Annotated in this window: 22 protein-coding genes; 2 read left to right on the forward strand and 20 right to left on the reverse strand. The window is 43.7% G+C overall.

Annotation, left to right across the window (positions count from 1 at the left end):
• Positions 1-132: 132 nt before the first annotated feature.
• The 14 genes from ACSQ8P_RS19735 to ACSQ8P_RS19800 all read right to left on the reverse strand — a co-directional run bounded on the left by ACSQ8P_RS19735 (position 133) and on the right by ACSQ8P_RS19800 (position 13826).
• The gene (locus tag ACSQ8P_RS19735) at positions 133-681 is read right to left on the reverse strand and encodes a GNAT family N-acetyltransferase (RefSeq protein WP_436236739.1); all 549 of its coding nucleotides are present in this window, start codon (positions 679-681) and stop codon (positions 133-135) included.
• Positions 682-706: 25 nt separating this feature from the next.
• Complete coding sequence (locus ACSQ8P_RS19740) at positions 707-1165, reverse strand: SRPBCC family protein (RefSeq protein WP_436236740.1); 459 nt, start codon at positions 1163-1165, stop codon at positions 707-709.
• Between the two features lie 129 nt (positions 1166-1294).
• Positions 1295-1645 (reverse strand): zinc ribbon domain-containing protein, encoded by a 351-nt coding sequence (locus ACSQ8P_RS19745; protein WP_436236741.1) that lies wholly within the window; start codon positions 1643-1645, stop codon positions 1295-1297.
• Between the two features lie 85 nt (positions 1646-1730).
• Positions 1731-2324 carry a YdeI/OmpD-associated family protein gene (locus ACSQ8P_RS19750; RefSeq protein ID WP_436236742.1) on the reverse strand — a complete coding sequence of 198 codons (594 nt, stop codon included), beginning with the start codon at positions 2322-2324 and terminating at the stop codon, positions 1731-1733.
• Between the two features lie 195 nt (positions 2325-2519).
• A complete protein-coding gene (locus ACSQ8P_RS19755; RefSeq protein ID WP_436236743.1) occupies positions 2520-2786 on the reverse strand; it encodes a hypothetical protein in 267 nt (88 codons plus the stop codon).
• Positions 2787-2889: 103 nt separating this feature from the next.
• On the reverse strand, positions 2890-4515 hold the full coding sequence (locus ACSQ8P_RS19760) for a response regulator (protein WP_436236744.1): 1626 nt from the start codon (positions 4513-4515) through the stop codon (positions 2890-2892).
• A complete protein-coding gene (locus ACSQ8P_RS19765; protein WP_436236745.1) occupies positions 4508-6352 on the reverse strand; it encodes a cache domain-containing sensor histidine kinase in 1845 nt (614 codons plus the stop codon). Before ACSQ8P_RS19765 ends, ACSQ8P_RS19760 begins: the two co-directional genes overlap by 8 nt.
• Positions 6294-7640, reverse strand: a complete 1347-nt coding sequence (locus ACSQ8P_RS19770) for an ABC transporter substrate-binding protein (RefSeq protein ID WP_436236746.1) — start codon at positions 7638-7640, stop codon at positions 6294-6296. The genes ACSQ8P_RS19765 and ACSQ8P_RS19770 overlap by 59 nt, the downstream gene beginning before the upstream one ends.
• Before the next feature lie 243 nt (positions 7641-7883).
• On the reverse strand, positions 7884-8930 hold the full coding sequence (locus tag ACSQ8P_RS19775; protein WP_436236747.1) for a glycoside hydrolase family 43 protein: 1047 nt from the start codon (positions 8928-8930) through the stop codon (positions 7884-7886).
• 25 nt (positions 8931-8955) lie between these two features.
• Positions 8956-9786, reverse strand: coding sequence for a carbohydrate ABC transporter permease (locus ACSQ8P_RS19780; RefSeq protein ID WP_436236748.1), 831 nt, complete (start codon positions 9784-9786; stop codon positions 8956-8958).
• Positions 9787-9792: 6 nt separating this feature from the next.
• Entirely contained in the window at positions 9793-10689 is an 897-nt protein-coding gene (locus tag ACSQ8P_RS19785; protein ID WP_436236749.1) for a carbohydrate ABC transporter permease, read from the reverse strand.
• 72 nt (positions 10690-10761) lie between these two features.
• Positions 10762-12090, reverse strand: coding sequence for an ABC transporter substrate-binding protein (locus ACSQ8P_RS19790; protein ID WP_436236750.1), 1329 nt, complete (start codon positions 12088-12090; stop codon positions 10762-10764).
• A gap of 432 nt (positions 12091-12522) precedes the next feature.
• Positions 12523-13116 carry an ankyrin repeat domain-containing protein gene (locus ACSQ8P_RS19795; protein WP_436236751.1) on the reverse strand — a complete coding sequence of 198 codons (594 nt, stop codon included), beginning with the start codon at positions 13114-13116 and terminating at the stop codon, positions 12523-12525.
• A gap of 65 nt (positions 13117-13181) precedes the next feature.
• Complete coding sequence (locus tag ACSQ8P_RS19800; protein ID WP_436239564.1) at positions 13182-13826, reverse strand: formylglycine-generating enzyme family protein; 645 nt, start codon at positions 13824-13826, stop codon at positions 13182-13184.
• Between the two features lie 202 nt (positions 13827-14028).
• On the opposite strand from ACSQ8P_RS19800, the gene ACSQ8P_RS19805 reads away from it, so the two are divergent.
• Positions 14029-15777, forward strand: a complete 1749-nt coding sequence (locus ACSQ8P_RS19805) for an ABC transporter ATP-binding protein (RefSeq protein ID WP_436236752.1) — start codon at positions 14029-14031, stop codon at positions 15775-15777.
• A complete protein-coding gene (locus ACSQ8P_RS19810) occupies positions 15761-17611 on the forward strand; it encodes an ABC transporter ATP-binding protein (protein ID WP_436236753.1) in 1851 nt (616 codons plus the stop codon). The genes ACSQ8P_RS19805 and ACSQ8P_RS19810 overlap by 17 nt, the downstream gene beginning before the upstream one ends.
• A gap of 98 nt (positions 17612-17709) precedes the next feature.
• Here ACSQ8P_RS19810 and ACSQ8P_RS19815 read toward each other — a convergent pair whose 3' ends face one another.
• From ACSQ8P_RS19815 to ACSQ8P_RS19840, 6 genes are all read right to left on the reverse strand, one after another.
• Complete coding sequence (locus ACSQ8P_RS19815) at positions 17710-18225, reverse strand: N-acetyltransferase family protein (protein ID WP_436236754.1); 516 nt, start codon at positions 18223-18225, stop codon at positions 17710-17712.
• 31 nt (positions 18226-18256) lie between these two features.
• Positions 18257-18610, reverse strand: coding sequence for a VOC family protein (locus tag ACSQ8P_RS19820; protein WP_436236755.1), 354 nt, complete (start codon positions 18608-18610; stop codon positions 18257-18259).
• A 45-nt stretch (positions 18611-18655) separates the two neighbouring features.
• Positions 18656-19387, reverse strand: a complete 732-nt coding sequence (locus ACSQ8P_RS19825) for a class I SAM-dependent methyltransferase (protein ID WP_436236756.1) — start codon at positions 19385-19387, stop codon at positions 18656-18658.
• A gap of 31 nt (positions 19388-19418) precedes the next feature.
• A complete protein-coding gene (locus ACSQ8P_RS19830; protein WP_436236757.1) occupies positions 19419-20339 on the reverse strand; it encodes an NAD(P)/FAD-dependent oxidoreductase in 921 nt (306 codons plus the stop codon).
• A gap of 76 nt (positions 20340-20415) precedes the next feature.
• Positions 20416-20814 carry an RrF2 family transcriptional regulator gene (locus ACSQ8P_RS19835; protein ID WP_436236758.1) on the reverse strand — a complete coding sequence of 133 codons (399 nt, stop codon included), beginning with the start codon at positions 20812-20814 and terminating at the stop codon, positions 20416-20418.
• 83 nt (positions 20815-20897) lie between these two features.
• Complete coding sequence (locus ACSQ8P_RS19840) at positions 20898-21350, reverse strand: hypothetical protein (RefSeq protein ID WP_436236759.1); 453 nt, start codon at positions 21348-21350, stop codon at positions 20898-20900.
• Positions 21351-21369: the final 19 nt, after the last annotated feature.

Genomic DNA, 21369 nt, shown 5'->3' on the forward strand with positions numbered 1-21369 from the left:
GAATTTTAACTGGAGTTTTTCCATCTAATTGGTAAAATTCGCTGTTTCCAGCAAAATTAGCTGTACTTTATACATCTAATCGTTGATTTCCGCGAATGAATACCCCTATACCTGGCGGTTTCTCGTCGAATCCTACAATTCCATCGCCGTATTTCGAAGCACCATATGGATATGGTCCTCCCAGACGCCATGAATTTTCAAATATTTGATCGCCAAGCCTTCCTCGTAAAAGCCTAGCTTCTGAACGACCTTCATGGAAGCCTGATTGCGCGGCATAATATTCGCTTCGATCCGATGTAGCTTCATCTCTTCAAATGCATAAGCAATAACGGCTTCGATGCCCTCTGTCATCAGCCCCCGATTGAGAAGCTCGCCATCCATCCGATAGCCCAAATGACATGATTGGAACGCACCACGCACGATATTACTGAGCGCAATAGATCCAATGATACGTTCATCGTATAACATCCATACTTTGAATAGCTGCCCGTCCTCGAACAACTTCATTTCTTTCTCCAACAATGCTGCGTGGAAGTCTGCAGTGAAAAACGACTCGTCCCGCACCATTTCCCATGGTTCGAGAAATTCACGATTGCGACGAAAGTAATCAACGACCATTTCACAGGATGATGCGTCTAATTGAACTAATGACATGCGATTCGTGTTACGTATAACTTTCATTGAAGTGCTCCTTACCAAGCGAAGACTAGGAAATATGTGCGTAGGGAGCCTTGTCCGAAACAAGATTCAAGCGGATGCCATGTTCCAGATACGCCTTCAATCCACATAAAACAATCGTAAATCCTTCGGTTGAATCTAGCGCTTGTTTAACGATCTCATCAGGACTGCCCGAAAAACCCGAATTTGAGATGGTCACGAAAGTACCGTTTTCTGCTTGCTCAGTGAAAACCCACTCGACCAAAGTGCCCCAGTCCAGCAAAATCCGCTTGTTAACCTCAATTTCTTTGACCTCTACCTCTGCGGTTGCCCCGTACATTGCCCAATGCCATTGCACGCATGATCCAGCCTCTAATCTTCCACTGCCCTGGGTAAACCAGAATTTCGACGTGATTTCAGGATCAATAAATGCTTCAAACACCTCCTGAATTGGTTTTCGAATCAGCATTTCAACTTTTACCTTAGGATCTTGAAGAAGCTCAGCCATTTTCCATGCCTCCATTACTTTCCTGTTTTCCACTATCATAGCACGGGATGATGACCAACCAAAAATAAAAGCAGTTCCACAGAAGCATTCTCTGCGAAAACTGCTTTATTTCCATGCTCATCCACCAATTTAAACAAAATGATGGCCACATGAGGAACAGAACTTGGTATCTACCGCAACCACCTTGCCACAAGTGCATTCTTTTTCATTCCGAACCTCTGCAATTTTCTGCTCTAGCTCACTGATCTCTTGATTGATTTGAGCGATACCTTGACAATACTCAGATACATTGGCTTCTACCTGTGTGTAATCACCGGAAAGATAGGAAGCGTAAACAGATTCGCCGATAATTTTGTAAATTTTATCAATTTCTCTTTCTTTCAATGAAACTTGCGTTTTGAATTTCGTAATCTCGACGGTTTGTTGTGCTTTTTTCGCTGCTTCAGATGCCCCTTGCTTGACTTTATCAAAAAAAGACATACGCCTTCCACTCCCCAGCCCTTAAGTTATTCACTTCATAACGAATCATATGCGAAAATGTCGGAAAGTAATACCGTGTGATGTGCTAATCTTGTAATCCCTTGCCATCGAGAATTTGCTGTTTATATTTCTCAATTCTTGAAACCCGCGTTTTGGATTGTTTCGGATCAGAAAAATGAAGTATGTATGCTCTTTGCCGTCCAGGCGTCAACGCTTCAAAAGCCGTTTTCAAAGTAGGCATTTCTTCGAATTTAGTTTGTAATTCTTCAGGTATTTTGTATTCTGTATTCTTTTTGAAATTAACTTCTAAGCCGGCTTTTTCAACTTCAATCGCTTCATAGATATAGGCTCTCAAAATCGTTTCCATTGCAGTAATTTCTCGCACATTCGTGAACCGCATCTGGCGCCCTGCCTGTACATTCTCCGTTTGTTGGATTAGAACACCATTGGCATCCTGTAACAAAGAGCCTTTGAAAAACAGAACCGCACAGTATTCTTTAAATCCATGTACTAAAGCGATGTTTTTATTCTGAAACGTGTAGCAAGGACACCCCCACTTCACTTCTTCGTTCAATTGACATTCCTGAATAATTCTTCTTAATTCCCCGAATTCATCCTTCCACCTTTTCGCTTTTCCATAAAATTCATCAACCGTAATATTCATTCTACTACTGACCATGAAAGAACTCCTTTCTTCATCATTTTCATAAAAAGCAGCTCATTAGCAGTATATCTTAAGTTCAATTGTACTACTTTTTTAAAAATTTCAAAGTCTGTCCGATTATCCCCACGGATATTGCCCCTCCAGCGCCCGAGATAGTCGATAATTTCGGCTATCTCCTCGCTCTCCGCCCTTGTCCTGCACGCTACCTGCTCATTTCAAATCCTTCGCCTTATGCGGTTTGCTATAATGACTTACTCCACCTGAGCCAACGAGCACCTTCCCGCCTCTATTGAAAATAATCAGTTTTCTTAACCCCGTGGTTAGTAACACGATAATCTTTGCGTTGTTCTTAGTAGCTGTATACACAACGTAACCATTGCTCGACACACTTGTCTTCCAATTGTTATCAAATTCCGATCGAGCAACGCGATTCGAATAAACCTGATTTTCCAACCTGGCCGTTTGTACTTTTTTCATCCTACTTTCTCCCCTTCACTCATTCTAGTTTCTCTACTATTTTATTCAATATTGTAAATTTGGTATGGATACTAGTGATACAAACAGAAAAAACCGCTCAAGTTTATTTAACCTTGAACGGTTCTGTTACCGCTGTCCCCTTCCCCTCACGGAACTCGGAAGGGGTCCGATTCGTGATCGTTTTGAAAACACGATTGAAATGTCTAATATTTGTAAACCCGGTAGAATCCGAGATGACTTGAATCTTCTCATCGGAATAAAGCAGAAGTGACTTGGCCTTCTCAATCCGCTTCTCCGTCAGGAAGTCTATGAAAGACTGGCCTTGCTTGCTTTTGAACAAGGAGCTGAGATAGGACGGACTGAGATAAACGATCTCAGCCATCGTATTTAACGTGATGGATTCCGCATAATGCTCCTCAACGTATCGAACCACAATTTCGACAGGGCTAGTCACCATCTTTTTCTGGCGGTTCCCGATACAGACGGTTAAATCCCCTAGAAGCTTCTGACATCGCTCAATCAATTCTTTGCTTGACGAGTACGAATAAATGTCCACCAAAACCTGCTTCACATCCGTGTTCTGCAGCCATTGCTTCACAACGGCCAAATTCACTGCCAACTCGTAGAAATGCAGCAGCATTTTGCAGATTTGTTGGTGTATGATTTCAGGATCCTTCCACTGTTGACATAGTTTTGTCACGTAGAGACTGGCTTGTTGCTTCACATTTGCCAAGTCCCCTTCTTGGATGAACTGATTCAAGGAATGCCAATCGGCAGCGTGCCAATCATGCTTTTCCTTTTTCATCTCCGCAACAATCTCGTTTGACAGCAACCGATCTCCGCCAATAACAAGTCGATAGAGCAGCGCTAATCCTGCCTCTTTATAAGATTTGGAAATAGATTCCAAGTCTTTAGCTGGGCTGCCCAACCCGAAAGTAAGGGTAAAATTGGATTGCACCCGAATTTCCTTCCGAATCCGATTCGTCAGCTGCTCGATTTCCGCGTTGATAGTCGCAACATCCTCATGATTAATCAACGCGACAACTTCTGACTCATGATGAATGAACACATATCCTTTGAAGCTCTTATTGAGAATCTCTTGTATAAATTGCTGAATATAAATCGAAAACAAAGAAGGATTCAATTGATAATAACGCTCATCTGTAACCGAATCACGATCCAATTTGGCAATTAGACAGGAGATATAAGCATGCGGAAATTGAATACCCACATTATCAAGCAACTCTGCTTCTCCATGGTGAACATTCCCCGTAAGAAGTCCCGCTAGCACATGCTGACGCATCTGATTCTGAACTTGTTGATCCATGCCATTCGATTTATTGGGTCTTTTTTCCGTTAGCCATTCTTCCTGCAGTTTCGCAAGCAACGCATATAGCTCTTCGCGCTGAAAAGGTTTCATCAGATAGTCCTTAGCACCCAAACGCAAGGATTCACGCGCATATTGAAAATCGTTATAACCGCTCATCACCACACAAGAAATATGCGGATAACGCTCTTTCACAATATATTGGAGTTGAATGCCGTCGAGCCTAGGCATTTTGATATCCGTAATGATCAAATCAGGCTGTAGTTCTTCAATTTTTTCTAAAGCTTCTGCCCCATCCGTTGCTTCATCGAGGACAATCCAATCACTTTGCATATCTGTAATCATCAAACGAATCCCTTTGCGGAAAATAGTTTCGTCGTCTACGATCAAAATACTAGGCATCCATTTTCCTCCCTTCGTGATGACTTTCGATGAGCGGTAAGGTTAATGAAATCGTCGTTCCTTGCTGCAAATTGCTCTCGATTGTCACCCCATACTGATTCCCATAACGCAAGGCAATTCTACGATGTACATTCATTAAACCTGTACCCCCAGTGCCCTCTTCGGTTGTCGTCATTTGGAACTTTCGTTCAATTAAACTTTGTAAATGCACAGCACTCATGCCAGCGCCGTCATCTTGGATTTGGATCACCATCTGGTTATCTAGTTTTTTCCCAATCAGACTGATGGTACCATAGCCATTTCCTTTATCTATGCCATGTACAATAGCGTTCTCCACGATTGGCTGCAACATAAAGCGAATAACCGAATAGCTCAGCAACTCTGGTTCTATGCGGACATGGAACTTGATTTTATCCTCAAAACGAATTTGTTGAATCGCCATATAACCCGTCACATGCTCTAATTCCATATGTAGGGGAACTTGGCTCTGATGACTATTAATACTGTATCGTAAAAGTTTACTAAGATGATTCGTCATTTTTACAACTTCTTTATTGCCTTGAATTTCAGCATACATACTAATAGAACCTAATGTGTTATATAAAAAATGCGGGTTAATTTGGCTCTGAAGTGCCGATATTTGGGCATTTTTCTCCCTGATCTCCGACTCATACAGTCGATAACCCAGATCACTGAGCTTCGAAACCATGATATTGAAGGATTGACTTAGCTGACCAATCTCATCACGACTATGAATCGGGATAGACACCGCTAAATCTCCTAATACAACTTTTTTCATGAGATTCCGTAATTCACTGATCGGATTCGTGATCCGAAGAGCAAATAAAGTGAAAATAATAATCGCTAGCAGCAAACATACGGCACCAATGCCAATGATATAATTTCGAACGTAAACTGTGTCCTGCAGCAAAATAGCCAAAGGAACCATCTCGATCATCGTCCAGCCCGTTAAAGGTGACGTATAGTACGAAACTAGCTCTGAATCGTTATTTTGTTTATAGACGACAGTCCCCATGCCTTTGAATTGCTTGATTTGATCCGCATCTGGGCCGCTTACCATACTTTTATAAATCATCGAGCCTTCATTATCTACGATCATGATATTCTTCTTATCATTGGAGATCGCTTCAATCTTATTGCGAATGATATTCTTGTCTACATCGAGCACGAGATAAGCTAGATCAGCACCTGTATCCACACTTCGTATTTTTCTAGCAAAAGAATATACTTGATTCGTTGTACCCATTCCATGCTTACTAAATGTTCCGAGATATACCATCTTGCCCGTCTGTGAAACTTTGCTGTACCAGACTTCATTCTTTACATTGCGCGGCATATAGTTGGCTTGTTCTTCTGACATCGCTGAATACGTATTTCCGCCTCTAGTACGAAAAAGCGTCAGCCCAGAAATGTCCACACGTCCATTGGCAAATACACGTTTCGCAAAATCCTCAATCGTTACACGATCATTAAACGAGAGATTAGCACTCGTCTGCTCACCAACTTCCAAATACTTCATGATTTGTGGAGATTGATATGGTAATAATGTCAACAAATTGAGCTCATTTAAGTACGTATCGATATTAGCGGTCAGTTCCTTCACCACGTCCATCTGATATTTTCCTGTATTTTTCTGAATGGATTCCGAGTAGCTCGTATACGTTAGATAACTGGCAATCCCCAGTGGCACCGCTATAAAAACAGCACTCAGCACAATCAGCTTCATCGCGATTGGTAAATCTTTGATCAGCTGCAGCTTATTTTGCAATTGTATTTTGCTGGATTTGAAGATTCGTATTAATGATCTTTTGCGCATTTTGCAGCACCTCTTGTGGCGTGATTTGGCTCGCCATCATCTTCTCAAACTCACGCACAATCTCATCGTTAATTGTTCCCTGTCGCGGTTGATTAGGGAAATATTTCACATCATCGGCTGCACTGGCATAGTCTGGACGGTATTTCAGCTTTTGAAACTCTTCGGATGCGACAGCTTTCTTCACTGCCGGGATATGTCCTGCCTTCGCCCAGCTAGCTCCATGAGCAGCTACCCAATTCGCAAATTTAAGCGCAGCGAGCTGCTTTTCTTTATCAGGCTTTTCATGGTAGGGAAGCGAAAAGGTATGAGAATCACCCCACGCCGCAGGATGATCGTAAATTTGTGGGATTTTGGTCACTCCGAAATGTAAATCTGCCGCTTGCTCGAACGTTCCCGTTCCCCATACGCCAGAAATTAAGGTCGCTGCCGTCCCCTTCGCGAAACTTTGAATCTGATCATTGATATTCGGTAAAATGAGCTTCTTGGTGTATAACGAATTAACGAATTCCAAGGATTTCAGAGCAGATGGATTGTCAATTGCAGCCGCTTTGCCATCGTCGGTGTAGAATCGTCCGCCATCCTCGTTCATTTGATTATAGAGGGAGTACCAGATCCAGAATGAATCGATCCGTACATTGGGTTCAGCTAACGGCGTCACATTCGACGGTACACTAGCGCGGATTTTCTCCAGAAAGGCTAAGTATCCCGCTTCACCGCTCGCCATAATCGGTTTTTCTTTCTCGTCTAAAAGGCCTGCGAGTCTCAGCCAATCTTTGTTGTAGAACATGACTTCCAGGTGCGTATCCAGTGGGATACCGAGGTGCTTATTGTCAGCTACCGTGCTTTGTAGAATCGTCGGGTTAAAATCATCCCAATGGACGCCAGCTTCGATCGCTAACGCATTCAAATCTGTCAGGAATCCAGCAGGCGCGTACTGTGAATACTTGGCCGAGTGAACGATTGCGATATCCGGCGCCTCTTCCGTCACAATGGCTGTTGACAGCTTCGTATAATAATCACCTGAATTATTGTTAATTTGTTCTATTTTCACATGATCTTTATTCTCATTATTGTATTGCTGAATGAGTTCCGCCATAAACTGCCCATCCCCACCGCTAAACGGCGTCCAAAACGTAATTCGCAGCTTACTCGCCGTAGGCTCATCGAGCGTCGTGCCCGAACGCGAATCGCAACCTACCGTGCACGTGCTCAACAGGAGAAGTAAACATATCGCTTTCGCTGCTTGCTTACCTAGTCGTTGTCTTCCGCTCAGATGAATCCCCTCCATGCCTTCAAACTATGCCTTCATTATACAAACTTAAGATGAGGCAAGCCAATGACCTATTTCCGTTAGTCATGGACATATTTTTGGATTTCTGGACAAAAAGAAGCTTTAACGCCAATTTGTGGCGTTAAAGCTTCTTTTCTGCGGGAGTTCTCGACCGCGTGCTACATGTGGTTATAGTGGTCGTTCGTGTTGTGTAAGTCGATAAAATCGACTTACTCAGGACTCTCCACCCCGCACCTCATTCTATTCCCCGCTAGGCACCACAATCGGCACACCTTCCGCAATCGGAGTACCGAAATTCGGCGTACCATCCTTATTCCACTGGAAAGGCTGCATACGCACGTTGCGATTCCAGCCGGAACCTTGTGTTTTCGCGGCATGGTACACGATCCAATCCTCTTTGCCATCTACCGACTTCGCAAATGAGTTATGACCAGGTCCAAAAACTTGATCTGTCTTAGAAAACACCGCCTTCTCACCCTTCTTCCAAGCAGACGGATTCAGCACATCACTGCTCATCTCCGTACTTAGAATGCCAAGACAATAATCATCGGTCCAGCTGCCGCTAGCCGAATAAATCACATGAATGCGATCACCATGCAGCAAGACCTGCGGTCCTTCATTAATCGTTGGATTACCCACCAGCTCCCAATCGTACGTTGGACGTGAGATTTCAATTGGCTTCCCACTAATCGTGTACGGATTGCTCATTGGCGCAATGTAGAGATGCTGACTTACATTGACGGCACCTTCCCATCCCGACCAAATGAAATAGAGCGATCCATCCTTCTTCTGCAGCGTTGTTCCGTCAATCGCCCAGCGGCCAGCTGTGTCCATCATTCCTCTATCAACGTAAGCACCTTGCGGATCGTCCGTCACAGATTCGAGCACAAACATACGATGATTCTCATTCACGCCGTCATCGGCGGCATAGTAGATGTACCATTTTCCAGCTATAAAATGTAATTCTGGCGCCCAAATATTGGACGTATTCGCACCGGTTACTGGCGGGAACCAGACGTCTTTGTATTCAGCCTCCGCTAACCCAGTCAGCGTCTTTGATTTCCACACGCGAATGGAATTTCCGGTTGTATGGGTGTAATAATAGGTACCATCTTTGGTCGTGACCCAAGGATCGGCCCCATTATCGATAATCGGATTGGTGAATGTTTTCGCTTCCTTCGTTGGTGAACCTACGATATCCGTTTCTTTCACTTTAGTCTCCGCAGCTCCCTTCGTACACCCTGCTAATAGCATGATACTTAAAATGATAATACTTAATTTCCGCATGTATAGATTCACCTCTACCTATCCCTTATTGCTTGACCCCTGTCGCGGTAATCGATTGAATGAACTGTCTTTGCCCAATGAGGAAAATAAACAATGTCGGTATCGTAGATAACGTCGCAAGTGCCATTAATTTTCCGTATGATTGCACGAAACTTCCTGTCGCCATAACCGCCACACCGGCCGTTAACGTTCGCATTTCAAGATCAGTTACTGTAAAGAAAGGCCATACATAATCATTAAATACACCCATAAAGGTGAAAATCGCTAACGTTGTTACAATAGAAATGGATGATGGCATCAACACAGACGTAAATACCTGCCATTTATTGGCCCCGTCAATCCGCGCTGCTTCTATGATTTCATTTGGAAATGATTGGAAAAATTGAATTAACATAAACACGCCGAGCGCCCCGCCTGAGTATGGCAATATGAGCACATAATACGTATTAATCAGATTGAAATTACTGAAATTCAAATATTGCGGAAGAAAGGAAATAATGCCTGGCACCATCATGGATCCAACGAATAAGGCAAACAGCGTTCTTTTGAAAGGAATATCTAACTTCGCTAACGCGTAAGCCGCCATCGCATCCAGCAGAATTACTAGGAGTGTCGCAGCAAAGCCTACGAAAAAGGAGTTAAACATCCACCGGAAAATCGGAACTTCTACATCACCGCCAACAAAAATGGTATGGAAATTGTCCCACGTAAACTCTTGTGGAAATAAATGAAATACGGGTGACATGACCTCTACGTCCGTCTTAAACGAATTGGAAAACATCCATAACATCGGCAAAATGAAAATGATACCCAGTATGGTAGCAAGCAGCACATAAAAGATTTTAAGTGATTTCAACTTCCTCTACTCCTTCCTGCTCGTGACTTTGAATTGAATAACAGACACAATCATGATCGTTAAACCCATGAGAATCGCCATCGCTGATGCAGATCCGATTTCTCTAGCTGTGTAGGCTGTTTGCAAAATTCCCATCAATAGCACCTTCGTCTCATCCCCTGCATTACTCATCAGATTCGGTTGGGCAAAGATGTTGTAGGAGGCAATTGTAGAGGTGATCAAAACAAAAATAAGGACAGGTCTAATAAAAGGAAGTGTAATACTCTTCAATCTGTTCCAACCGTTTGCTCCATCAATTTTGGCAGCTTCATAGAGATCCTCAGGTACACCATTTAGTGCATTCACGAAAATGATCATGTTAAAGCCGATTGTCCACCACAGTGTTGCGATGACAAGAGCAAACCACACGAAAGGCTTATCCAACAGCCAGGGGACAGGATCGAACTCACGAATACCTACTTGAGCAAGGAGTAGATTGATAAATCCCCCTGTGACGTCGAACATCCGCTTCCAAATAACCGCCATGACCGTAGCAGAAACGGCATAAGGGATGAAATAAATCGAACGGAAGAAAGATCGCAATTTTGCTGGTAGTGCATTCAATAATAAGGCAAATCCAAGTCCCACGGTGACTAAAAATGGTACAGAAAACACGACGAATTTCAATGTAGCTTTCATTCCGATGAAAAATAAGTCATTTTCTTGTGTTCCGTTCGTAAATATTTTACGGTAATTCTCCAAGCCCACGAACGGATGTACTGGATCTAATAGGTTGTATTGCTTCAAGCTTATGATGAACCCATAAATAATCGGGATCAGCGTAAAGGCTAGGAAGGCAATAAGATAAGGTAATATGAATAAGCTTGATGTCAGCTTTGATTTCCAATGTGATGGGGTAGGCACCTGATTCCCTCCTCTTCTTTAAAAGGGAAGACGGGTACTGGGTACCCGCCTTTCCATAAAGTTTCGCTATGGTTACTTCTTCATGGCAGCAGTCGATTTGGCTGCTGCATCATCAAGCGCAGCTTTTGGATCTTTTTTACCTTGAAGGGCGTTAGCAAGCTCGCTCCAGATGCTGTCGGAAATCGGACCCCAATTTAATACTTTTGGTGCAAATTTCACATACTCAAATTCCTTCGCTACTTCGGTTTGTTGTTGTGTCATCGCTTGGAAAGCTGCGCTGTCGCGTACGACTTTGGATGCTACAGCTTGACCTGACTCCGCCCAATCAATGGAGTTGGCATTCACATATTTCAAGAAATCGCCTACACCGGCAAGAATTGCAGCATCCGTTGTTGCTTTCGGAATGACGAAGTTATGGGAACCACCGAATACGGCTTGCTTCACGGTACCCAGTTGCGGAACTGGGGCTACGCCATAATTAATTTTCGCTTTATCAAAAGCATCTTTCGACCAAGGACCATTGAAGTGCATCGCACTTTTCCCTTGTTGGAACAAGTTGAAATCACCATCAGCTGCCACAGTTGGAGGTGAAACCTTCATCGTTGTCAAGCTTCTCATAAAGGTAACTGCTTCTACCCCAGCTGGCGAGTTGTAAGCAATGTTTCCTTTATCGTCTAAGAAATCGCCACCGTTTTGGAACAATACCGTCGGGAACAAGAAGTTCTGAATCCAGAAGGTTGGCATAGCAGCCCCCCAAATACCTTTGGAAGCATCCGTTAACTTGACTGCTGCATCAACGAACTCTTGACGATTCGTTGGTACCTTCGTAATACCGGCAGCTTTAAACAAATCTTTATTGTAATACATAACTAACGGATGAATATCAAGCGGAATGCTGTACCAGTTATTATCCTTCGTCGAGTATTCCACTGTTGCTGGGGGGAAGTTGCTTTTCTCAACGCCAACAGCTTTGGCAATGGCATCCAGAGGTTGCAACTGATCCTTAGCAATGTACGTCGGTGTTTGGTCAAGATGCATGATCGCAACATCCGGTACACCTTTTTTCGTTGCGATGGCTGTATCCAGCAGTTTATAGTAATCACCATTCGGTTGAATCGTCATTTTTACCATATATTTATCTTGCGATTTATTATAGTTATCCACGATTTTCTTCATAAAAGGACCATCATTACCAGAGAAAGGATTCCAGAAGTTAACGGTAATTTTCTCTCCGCTTTTCGCTGGCTCAGGCGCTTTCGTTGCCGCTGCCGCTTGAGTTGCTGCTGGGGAAACCGCAGCCGGTGACGTTTCTGCTGTTTTCGTAGACGAACATCCCGCTAAAACCAAAGCCATCGACAAACTTGCTGCACCCATCATGTGTAAGCTTTTCATTTTTCTCATCGTCGTTAACTCCCTTCAATTTTAAACACACAATTGTACTTGCTTATCCCGCTGAATTTGTGTCAAAATTGTAGTGAGCTGTGAATTTCAGTCGAAATTCATTCTCACTACCGAGAGCGATTCTAAGGAGTTCCCACGCCAATGGACCTTAGATCGCTCTTTCCTTTGCTCGCCGTCCCCGTACTTTCATCTTTAGGTTTCTCCACTTGCCAATTCGAATGCTGCGCTCCTCCTTCGCTCGTCTAAGTTAACCACAATTTAACTATACTGATTTCCAGAAAACGTTACCATGACGATATTCATGAACCATTGGACATATTTTCAGGGAAGTAATAGACTGACCAAACATACAAAACAGCAGCAACCTTGGACGAGAAAATAAAGTCCTAGACTGCTGCTTTTTATCATTCCCGTTGTTACTGTTGTTCCATATTATTGCGCTCCTGCATTCTTCAATATTTGTTCAATTTCTGTAAAACCATTTCGCTTAGCATGTTGAAGTGGAGTAACGGCATCCCGATCAGCAATATTTACGTTCGCACCATGGTCGATGAGCAGTCGGGTAATTTGCTGATGCTTGGGTCCGCCGTTGCTCAGAATTGTCACTTCAAGTAATGCAGTCCAACCTAGGTTGTTAATGTGGTTGACATCCACATCTGTCGTTGAAAGCAATACGCTTACATTTTCAACATAACCTTTTTCTGCTGCAGGTATGAGGGCATTCCCACCGTAACGGTTAGTCAGCTTCGTGTCGGCTCCAGCTTCGATAAGTAGCTTCAATATTTGAAGAAGTCCTTCGGCACCTGCGTAAAGAAATGGATTATCATGCCTATCATCTTTCAAATTGATATCTGCCCCAGCTTCAATCAATATCTTTACTATCTTAGGATTGTTGGCATGCGTTGCCGCCATGATAGCCGTCCTGCCTCTAGTGTCTCGCTCATTTAAGTTGACCTTTTTCTCCAGAAGTTGTTGTAATTCTTCTATATCACCCCGCTCAACGGCAGCAATCAACGCTTGACTCATGATACTCACAACCTTTCAATCTCGAACTTGTATGATTATTTATCCTTATCAACCTATTGACGTCGTTATAATGATTTTGCAAGGCGGAATCCAAGATCATCTATGCAAAATGTTGGATGACTACGACGACGGCAGGTTGCCCCGCAACCCCGTGCCTCTTCTGCCCAGCTGCCTCCCCGAAAAATGCGATAGGAGCCGTACACTTTTTCATCATACACATCCCAACACCATTCCCAAACATTTCCCAACATATCATACAAACCCCATGGATTCGGTTCCCTTGTTCCTACTTCATGGACTTTGCCCCCTGAATTTGCTTCAAACCAGGCAATCTTATTAAGCTCTCCGTACGTATAACCTGTCGTCCCTGCTTTACAGGCATATTGCCATTCAGCTTCAGTAGGAAGTCTATATCCGTTTGATTCCCAATCACAAATAACTTGTTCACCATCGGAACTGACGGAGTAACACGCCTTCAGTCCCTCTTTCTGCGAAAGTAAGTTACAGAAGGATATGGCCTCATGCCAAGAAATATTAACAATCGGCCTAAGATCCTCGTCACTTGTAGGGGGGAATTGCTCAGTAATCGCATTGTATTGACCTACAGTTACAGGATAGCGAGCAAGAAGAAACGGTCGTATTTCAGCTTTCCATTTGATTTTTCTACGATCGTCTCTTAACTCGACTTCTCCTTCTGGTATTTCAACCATATTCAATTTCAACACCTCACTGTCATAATAGCATACTAGAATTAACTATATTCTATCTAAAATTACCGCATTATACCAATCCTACCTCTGATTGATCATGTGGTTATTGAAAACCAAATATTGCACGTGAAATGGCATCCGTTATAAAATTGCTATTAACTATGGATGACTATGGATTGCGGAAAGAGGAGCGTGTGCACCAATGAGTTTTATGAAGAAATATATCAGAAAGCACTGGAAACTATTTCTAGTTGCCGTGTTTTTCGTCATGTTGGAAGCGCTTGCGGATTTACTGCAACCAACGATCATGTCCCACATTTTGGACGTTGGCGTTGCGGAGAAACGACTTGATTATGTACTTCGCATGGGCGGTTTGATGCTCATTATCACGGCATTTGGAGCCGTCGCGGCCTCAATACGGAATATCGTCGCCAGCCATGTTTCGCAGAAATTCGGCACTGAGCTTAGAGCGGATTTATTTGAAAAGATACAATCACTCTCTTTCACCAATATAGAACGATTCGAACGCGCCTCCTTAATTACACGACTAACGAATGATGTGACACAGGTGCAAAATTTTGTGAACGGTCTCATGCGTATCTTTGTTAAAGCACCTCTCCTTTGTATTGGGAGTCTGATTATGGCCGTGAGGCTCAACATGCATCTCGCCGTTGTGCTACTTATCGTGGTTCCGCTCGTTGGCGTACTCGTGGCATTGAATTTGAAAGTGGGTTTTGCCAGGTATGTTAACGTACAGAAAGCGCTGGACAACGTCAACCGAGTTATAAGAGAATATTTGTCCGGTATTCGTGTTGTGAAAGCTTTTAATCGATTTGATCATGAAGCTGGGAAGTTTCAGAAAGCCAATACCGATTACCAGGACAAATCCATTCAAGTGACGAGGCTATTGGCGATTTTTAATCCCTCCATCCTGTTGACTGTTAATTTTGGTATCGTTGCCGTGCTTTGGCTAGGTGCTTGGCGGGTTAATCAGCATCAGATGCAAGTTGGTCATATCGTAGCGTTTGTCAATTATATGACGCAAATTTTGTTTGCTTTGCTGACGATTTCGATGGTATTCAATATGTTCGTTCGTGCCAAAGCCTCAGCTACACGGATCGGTGAAGTTTTTAGTCAGATCAATGAAATGACTTGGAACGATACGGTTACTCTACCTGTTCATCGTCCTGGTGGCCGAATCGATTTCACGGATATTTCATTTGCCTATGATGGTGCTGTAGGTGAACCTATTTTGAAACATATCACCTTGACATGCCTCCCTGGAGAAACAATCGGCATAATCGGCTCCACGGGTTCTGGTAAAAGCAGCCTTGTGAGTCTCGTCCCCCGCTTCTATGATGCGAACTCCGGCTCGATCTGTGTGGACGGTGTGGATATACGCGAGTTGGACCCTACCAAGTTGCGAGATCGCATTGCCATCGTGCCTCAGAACACCATTCTGTTCAGCGGCACCATTGAAGAGAATTTGCGTTGGGGCCATGAGCAAGCTACGCGCGAAGAAATTGAGCAAGCCGCGATCATGGCAGAAGCACATGGCTTCGTTACTGCATTCCCAGAAGGCTATGAAACTAGGCTGGGTCAAAAGGGCGTGAACTTGTCCGGTGGACAGAAACAGCGGCTGTCCATAGCTCGCGCACTTATTCGAAAACCCGACATTCTAATTCTCGATGATTGTACAAGCGCATTAGATACCGCGACTGAGACGAAAATCAAAAAATCGCTCAAGGAATTTGCCTCAGGCGTTACTTGTTTGATCATTGCACAGCGCATTACTTCCGTCATGGATGCGGATAAAATCGTCGTTATGGACGATGGTGAAATCGTGGGCATCGGCACACATGAGATGTTAATGAGTACTTGCACTGTCTATGTGGAAATATGTCAATCCCAATTCGGAAAGGAGCTGCCTCATCATGTCAAAGCCGAATGAAGGATCTCGTCAACAAGCCCCTGATGTCCCGATGATCACCGGTCCTATTGGCCGAGGTGGACGGACTCCTGCCGTGAAGCCCAAAAATTTTAAAAATACCTTACGTCGCCTCTGGTCCTATATGGGTACAGAACGAAAGTGGTTGACCATCGTCTTTCTGTTTATTCTTGCAGACGCTGCCTTAACCTTAGCTGGCCCCTATCTCATTGGTGTCGCTGTTGATGCCATGGCTGGAGGACAAGTAGATTATAGCGTTCTCGATGTGGTTATGATTGTTCTGATTGCCACTTACATCGCTGATGGTGGACTTACCTTTATGCAAAGCTGGGTCATGGCTGGGCTCGCACAGCGTGTCGTGCGTAGACTTCGTCAGACGATGTTTGCGAAGCTGCAAAAGCTTCCCCTTGCTTATTTCGATGGACGCACCCATGGTGATGTCATGAGCCGACTGTCGAACGATATTGACAATGTAAGCAACTCGATCACACAAGCTACAACACAGTTGATGACAGGCTCTATTGCTATTGTCGGATCCTTCATCATGATGCTTATTTTAAGTCCCACCCTGACACTAGCTACACTCATTACGGTTCCACTTGTGTTCTTGCTGGCCAAAACAATCACCAAACGTACCAGCGTATTATTCAAAGAGCAACAGGCACAGCTTGGCAAGCTGAACGGTCATATCGAAGAAACGATTTCCGGCCTTCTCGTTGTTAAAGCATTCAATCGTGAGCAGACAGCGATCCATGAGTTCAACAACGTAAACGGTCGATTGTATGAGGTTGGGTTAAAAGCGCAAATCTGGTCCGGTTTTCTGATGCCGATCCTTGGTGTTATCAACAATATCGGCTTCTCTTCCGTTGCTATCGTCGGCGGTGTGTTGGCTGTTAAAGGCCATATTACGGTTGGCGTTATTGCAAGCTTTCTGAGCTATTCGCGCCAGTTCGTGAGACCACTTAATGAGATTGCGAACACCTATAATGTGCTGCAATCCGGTGTAGCAGGGGCAGAACGTGCTTTTGAAGTGTTGGATGAAGCGGAAGAAACAGAGGATGAACCAGGAGCCGTTGATCTGCAAAAACCTATCGGTCACGTTACCTTCCAAGACGTAACCTTCGGTTATCGGCCGGATAGGCCGATTATTAAAGGGGTCAGCTTCGATACAGCGGCGGGCAGCAGCCTTGCGCTCGTCGGACCCACAGGTGCGGGCAAGACCACAATCGTGAATCTCGTGACTCGATTCTATGATGCGACAAGCGGCACCATCTTCATAGATGGTCGAGATATCAGATCCTATACCCGCAGCAGTCTTCGCCGAAGTTTTGGCATCGTGCTGCAGGATACCTATTTATTCTCCGGCACGATTAAGGAGAATATCAAATACGGCAACCCTGAAGCAACAGATGCAGAAGTCATTGCAGCGGCTAAACTGGCAAATGCCGACACCTTCATTAGTCGACTTCCCAAGCGTTACGATACGCAGCTCTCCGAGAACGGCGGGAATTTAAGTCAAGGCCAGCGACAATTGCTTGCGATAGCTCGCGTTATTTTAGCTGATCCTTCGATTCTCATCCTTGATGAGGCAACAAGCAGTATTGATACGCGGACAGAGCTTCATATTCAGGAAGCACTCCTCTCCATCATGAAAGGGCGCACAAGCTTCATCATTGCTCACCGACTGAATACGATCCGGAATGCGGATACAATCATGGTTATTGATCAAGGTGAGATCGCCGAACAAGGCAATCACAACGCATTAATGAGCCAAAAAGGAACGTATTCTCACATGTTTGCTAATCAATTCGTTCAATCTGGCCAAACCTCAGAATAATCAGCACGAAGAGGCTGTCTCAATGAGACAGCCTCTTTTCTGTTTCCGTTTTATCACTATTTCCAAAACTCAATATCACAATGATTGAAATATTCGCTTTATTCCTTTTCATTCAATCTCCGAACCATCAAATCCTCATCATAATACGTACCGTTATATTTCAAAGCATTACGCTCCACCCCATAAACCTTAAATCCAAGGGAGGTATACAGCTTCTTCGCTGCTTCATTCTGTGAAATGACAGCTAAGTTGATTTGCTCAACGCCATCGCATTCACTAGCTCTCCGAATAAGCTCGATCAGGAGCTTTTTCCCCAAACCTTGACCTCGCTGATTTAAAGCAACAAACATCGCATATACATTGCCTTTATGTGATGTCTTCAGACTGCTCTCCCTTACAAAAGAAACAGATCCTACAAGCGCACCACCTTCATCCACTGCCCCTATTACAAACGTATCCTTTTTGGGCTTAATACGATCAGCTACCATATCCAATGTAAAATGAACTTCTCGCTCATACGTCGATCCAAATGCTTCTGGACTGTTTTGCAGTGCACTTAATCTTAATTCTTGATAAATCTTGGCATCATGTTCATCCAGAACTCGAATATACAATGACTTCTCCTCCATATCCTATTTGGTGATGTTATTCAGTAAAATGCCAGAGAACCCCCGCGGGGTCGATCAGATGAATGGCACGTTTCCCATAAGGCTGCAACTGAGGCGGATTCGCTCGCACTTGATATTTACTAACGATCTCCGTACTTTGGATATGAGTCCACCACGCGTCTATGTCCTGTACACACAATTCCAGCATGTAATTTTCTTGTAATTCTACGTTATGATAGTTCTGTAAATGAAATTCCGTTTCATCAACTTTGAAAATGGCACCCTGATGATTTGCAAATATTTTTTCAAATCCGAGGTCGGTATAAAACTGCACAGCAAGGGGGAAATCCTCACCTGACGGAACAAATGGACGTATTTTTTGTGCGCGCATGTAGTTTACTCCTTTTAACTGAATTCGTCGTTAATCAGATCTCAATTACACATCACATTCGATGTCCAAGCCATCACTTCCTCCTGCATGGCAAATCCAACCGCCAAAAAGTCCTGTTACAAAGAACTTCGTTATATTCGTAAAGCCGGTTTCTTGCAATAACCCTTCGATTTGCTTTTCAGGCAAGAAAGAAATTTTCATAATACCTGTATTCACCATTTCGTTGACTATGGCAGGCGGTTTCCCCGCATCCAACCAAAAGCTCCTCCAAACATTCAACCTGTCTTTTAGTTCAGTAGCATCGCGATCTCCATACGCACTTACAAGCACAAATGGAGCTCCTGGTTTCATATGTGCATGAATGCTTCTGAGCAGCTCCAGCTTCTCCTGCACATTGTCAATGAAATGCAGAACCAATATGCAGCTTGCCGCATCAAAGGCCTCGTCTGCGATTGGCAAATCGTTTATCGTTCCATGGATGAGATTTACGCGATGGGACATGCCCAGTTGGTTCGTTTTGTGTTGGGCAATTTTAAGCATTTCTTCTGAAATGTCCACGCCTGTGAAGGTCCATTCAGGGTTAGCTGGTCCCCATGTGGATAGTTCATTCCCCCCTCCTGCTCCGATGACAAGCACCGAAGCGTCTTCACCGCTTATTTCAGCACGGAAATAGGATTGAACCATCCCGAATAACGCGTCATACGTAGGTATTGAGATACGAGCATTTGTTTCATATGTCTGAGCCATTTCCGTATTATAGGTAAATTTATCCTTCATTTGGGCAATCTCCATTCTTTCATTTCAAATCTTACTGCAAACTCGCCTTTTGCCAATTCGCCATAAGCAGTTCACCATTTATGGACATACCAGCTATCGCGCCTAAGGAGGCAGCCATAATGGCTTGATACATCTCAGATGCCGCATCTCCAGCACTATATATGCCTGGAACATTCGTTTTACCGAATTGATCTACCACAACCGTTCCCGCTTCCGTCATCTCACAGCCTATTGTTTGCGGCAGATCTGATCCAATCACTAATTTCGGGCCAAAGAAAATCCCCGTACACGGGAGTCGGTTTCCGTCCTCTAGTTCCACATGTTGAACGTAGCCCTCATTGGATACAATGGAGCGTATAGGCGAATCATATATCGGTATGTTATGTTGCTTAAGTTCTTCTTTTTCAGCACCTGACAACTCATCAGGTCCGTTCGTGCATATCGTGAATCGGCTCGTCCAACCAGAAATCATCTTCGCAAGATGAAGCGCCTTGGCTCCATTCACGATGAGCACAAGTGACTGATCTCTTAGTTCCCACCCATCACAATATGGACATACAAAAGCGCTCTTGCCATATACCTCGGCTAAACCGTTAATATCCAATGGTATGTCTTTTTTACCTATTGCAAAAAGCACCTTCTTACCTTCATAACGCTCTCCCTGGGCTGTTGTGATTTGAAAATCGCCATCACTTCCTGTTATCGACACTGCCGTATCGGACACATGATCCACAGTTGGATAAACACGAATCTGTTCCAAAGCAATCCGCCGAAACTCACTCGGCTTTATACCGTCTCGTGACAGAAAACCATGCGTTTCTTGCGTAACCCGATTACGAGGTCGCCCCTCATCAATAAGAAGTACATTCTTTCTTGCCCTTCCTAAAACTAAAGCTGCGTTAAGACCTGCAGGACCTCCGCCGATAATTAGACAATCATACTTCATATTCATCTTCCTTTCGATTTCTTTGATTAGGGACTTAAGAGACTCTTAATATCTATAATAGGCTTTGAAAAAATGACGGAACCTATTCCGCCATATGCATACTCACCAAATCTGCGATTTTCTTACTTGCCAGATACTCTTCCAACTGTCGCTCCGCGTCCATCACAACCTGCTGAATCTGACATCCGCTTCCATGATTAAAGCTGCATTCGAACAAGGAAGCAGTACCTTCGATCGCACGAATGATATCGAGAAAAGAGATGTCCTGCTGGTTATGCTTGATGCGATATCCACCATTAGCACCAGAAGAAGATTGGATTAATCCAGCTTTGACAAGCTTCGTCATCAACTTTGATAAATATGTCTGTGAGACGTTTAGCTTCTCTGCAAGCAAGTGAACACCAACAGGTTTATCAGGCGCGGCGTTTACAAGATAGAGCATCGCATGAAGGGCATAGTCGGTCGCCTGTGAATATTTCATTTCCACACCTCAATCAAAGACTTTATGAGTCTATAATAGCGTTAATTAAAAAGAGTATCAAGTTTTTCTTTTTAAGAACTGATCTATTGAACCTCTATAACAAAAAAATAAATGGAACTTCCTTTCCTCCAATTAGCGGAAATCCCGTATATGTACACGCCTTTCTCTTTGGGTACCGTCAAAATTTGATTCTTTAGTTGGACAGTTTCAGATGTCCTATCCTTATTTTCCCATAACTGTACACCCAATGAATTTTTCTTAGGTTTGTTTCTAAATTTGATCGTAATTTGGGATTCTGGTGAGACCACAACGGGAGAAAGACCCGCATATTTAATAAGCTCATGGGGTGCAACCATATCCGCGCACTTTCCGCCAAATAAACCTGACCAACAATAAGAACCTTGCGCGAAAGCAATTTTTTTATCGCCAGCCGTAATAGTCGGTTTAGGTGGTTCGGATCTAAAGAGTTCAGAAATAAAATAAACCCCAATTAATAATACAGCTGCTGCGAATAAAATGGTTAATCGTTTCTTCAAAAAAAACCCTCCAAACGAT

Origin of the sequence: Paenibacillus sp. LjRoot153 (assembly GCF_964253085.1) — a bacterium.
GTDB lineage: Bacteria > Bacillota > Bacilli > Paenibacillales > NBRC-103111 > Paenibacillus_E.